The 2,318-nt window shown below is 64.5% G+C and carries 3 protein-coding genes; all 3 read right to left on the bottom strand.

Annotation, left to right across the window (positions count from 1 at the left end; genetic code table 11):
* Nucleotides 1-1,428, bottom strand: a 1,428-nt coding sequence (gene tnpC / locus SO140_RS45650; RefSeq protein WP_498544171.1) for an IS66 family transposase, incomplete at its 3' end; no start/stop codon positions are given.
* 65 nt (nucleotides 1,429-1,493) lie between these two features.
* A complete protein-coding gene (gene tnpB, locus SO140_RS45645; protein ID WP_449384680.1) occupies nucleotides 1,494-1,841 on the bottom strand; it encodes an IS66 family insertion sequence element accessory protein TnpB in 348 nt (115 codons plus the stop codon).
* Nucleotides 1,838-2,260: an IS66-like element accessory protein TnpA gene (gene tnpA, locus SO140_RS45640; protein ID WP_449384679.1), complete on the bottom strand. Its 423-nt coding sequence runs from the start codon at nucleotides 2,258-2,260 to the stop codon at nucleotides 1,838-1,840. The genes tnpB and tnpA overlap by 4 nt, the downstream gene beginning before the upstream one ends.
* Nucleotides 2,261-2,318 lie beyond the last annotated feature (58 nt).

Here is a 2,318-nt window from a genome sequence, read left to right as displayed (position 1 = left end):
CGCTATACCTCTTAATCCTCGCTCGGCCGCATTGTTGGAGAGACAGACGCGTCCGTCCTTCAGGAACAGCGTGAAGCTCGCCCATCGCTTCAGGATGTAGTTGAACGCCTTGGCCAGGTCGTGCCCACGGGACAGCTTGACGAGCTGCTGCCGCATATAGACCTGAAGGTCCTCGACCAGAGGCCGGCTCAGCGTCTGTCGCACCTCCAGACGCCCTTCGGGGCTCTTGCCATTGATGGAGCGTTCGATCTCGAACAGTGCATCGATCCGCCGCACGACCTCGACCGCGATCGGTGAGAGCGGGATCTCCTTCTTTCCGCTGGCCTTGCGACGCGCATTCTCTTCGATATCGGCCATGGCGAAGAACGGGCGCCGCGCATGGACCCAACATGCCGCTTCCCGGATCGGTCCGGGCTGGCGGCCCGCCAGATAGAGCTGGTTGTACCCGTCATAGGCGTCGGCCTGCAGGATGCCGGCATACCCCGCCAGATGCGCCTGGGGATGCTCGCCCCTGCGATCGCGGGAGTAGTAGAACATTGCCGCCGGCGGCCCGGCGCCGCCAAACGGCCGGTCATCCCGGACGTAGATCCAGCAGCGTGCCGTATCGGTCTTGCCCTTGGCCAGCACTGGCACGGTCGTATCATCGGCATGCAGGCGCTCGGCCGCCATGACATGGGCTTCGACCAGGCGCAGCAGGGGCTCCAGCGACGCACTGACCGATCCCACGGCGTCCGCCATGGTCGACAGCGCGATCGGCACGCCTTCCAGGGCGTAGCGCTCAGCCTGGCGGTTTAAAGGCTGATGTTGGCCGAACTTCTCGAACATGATCATGGCCAGCAGGCTCGGGCCGGCCCATCCCCGTGCGACGGCATGGAATGGTGCCGGGACCTGGCTGATCTTCTCGCAGTCGCGGCAGGAGAACTTCTCCCGCACCGTCTCGATCACCTTCCACTGGCGCGGCACCACTTCCAGCGTCCTCGTCACGTCCTCGCCGAGCTTGCGCAGACGGTTGCCGCCGCAGCATTCGCAAGCCGTCGGCGGCTCGATCACCACCCGTTCTCGTGGGAGATGCTCGGGGAAGGTCTGGCGCTCGGCGCGCTTGCGCGTAAATCCGCGCACCGTCGTCGTCTTGGCCACGGCCTCTTCCGCCGCCAGTTCGTCTTCAGTGGCGTCGGCTGCCAATTCCTCGAACGTCAACGCCAACTGCTCGATCAGGCGCGACGAGCGCTCCGACCGCTGGCCGTAGATCTGATGCTTCAGCTTGGCGATCTGCAGCTTTTGCTGGGCGATCAGCGCCTCGTCTTCCGACGCTTTCGCGCGGGCGACCGCGAGTTCAGCCGCGATCTCCAAACCCTTCGCGCGCTCGACGGCCAGAGCTTGTTTCAGGGCGGCAACGTCATCCGGAATCGCGTCGCGGTCAGCATCCATGTGACGCAGTGAATCACAGATTTGATGCGTTGGGACTCCCCCAAAATGCCCCCGCCGGTCTTCGCTCAGCCCGCACTCCGCGGCCGCCAGGTCACTTGCGGATTCCGCCAGTCGATCCCTTCGAGCATATAGGCCATCTGTGCCGCTGAGATCGATATTGCGCCGGAAGACGCCGAAGGCCAGATAAACTTGCCGCGGTCCAGGCGCTTGGCATAGAGCGACAGCCCGATCCCGTCATGCCAGAGAATCTTGACCAGATCGCCGCGGCGGCCCCGGAAGATGTAGAGATCGCCGGCATGGGGATCGCGCTTCAGGCTTTCCTGGATCGTAAGCGCCAAGCTTTGCATGCCGCGGCGCATATCGGTGTGGCCGGTCGCGATCCAGACCCTGACACCGCTCGGGGTTGGGATCATTGCCGCCTCAGAAGCTCAAGGACCCGCTGCAGCGCCTCAACATCCACGTCACGGTCAACGCGAACACGACAGCCGCCAAGCTCGATCTCGATGATTCCGGCCTTCGTGCGCGGCGCAGGAGACGAAGACAACGGCCTCGGCGCACACGGCGATGCCGGGGCCGGCGCAGGGGTGATCTCCACAGGAACAAGCGCCGGCACGGCATCCCCGCTCAGCCGGCCTTCGCGCGCCAACCGGCGCCACGTGAACAATTGGCTCGCAGACAAGCCGTTGCGCCGCGCCGTTACCGACACCAATCGTGGCCCGCCGTAGCTCTCGGCAACGATCCGCTGCTTCTCCTCGAATGTCCAATGGCGCCGAGCGCCCGTCGAGACAATTTCCAGCCGAGAGACCTTCGGCATAGGCGTATGGTCAGTCATACGCCTATGTCTTCAATCTCCATCACACCGCGCAAGGCGGCCTTCGCCGGAGCGATAC

The organism is Bradyrhizobium sp. UFLA05-108 (assembly GCF_059803455.1).
This window is presented reverse-complemented; position numbering and strand designations above follow the sequence as displayed.

Excerpts from the sequence above, each read along its gene's own strand:
- tnpB (WP_449384680.1), bottom strand. The coding sequence starts at position 1,841 with ATGATCCCAACCCCGAGCGGTGTCAGGGTCTGGATCGCGACCGGCCAC.
- tnpA (WP_449384679.1), bottom strand. The coding sequence starts at position 2,260 with ATGACTGACCATACGCCTATGCCGAAGGTCTCTCGGCTGGAAATTGTC.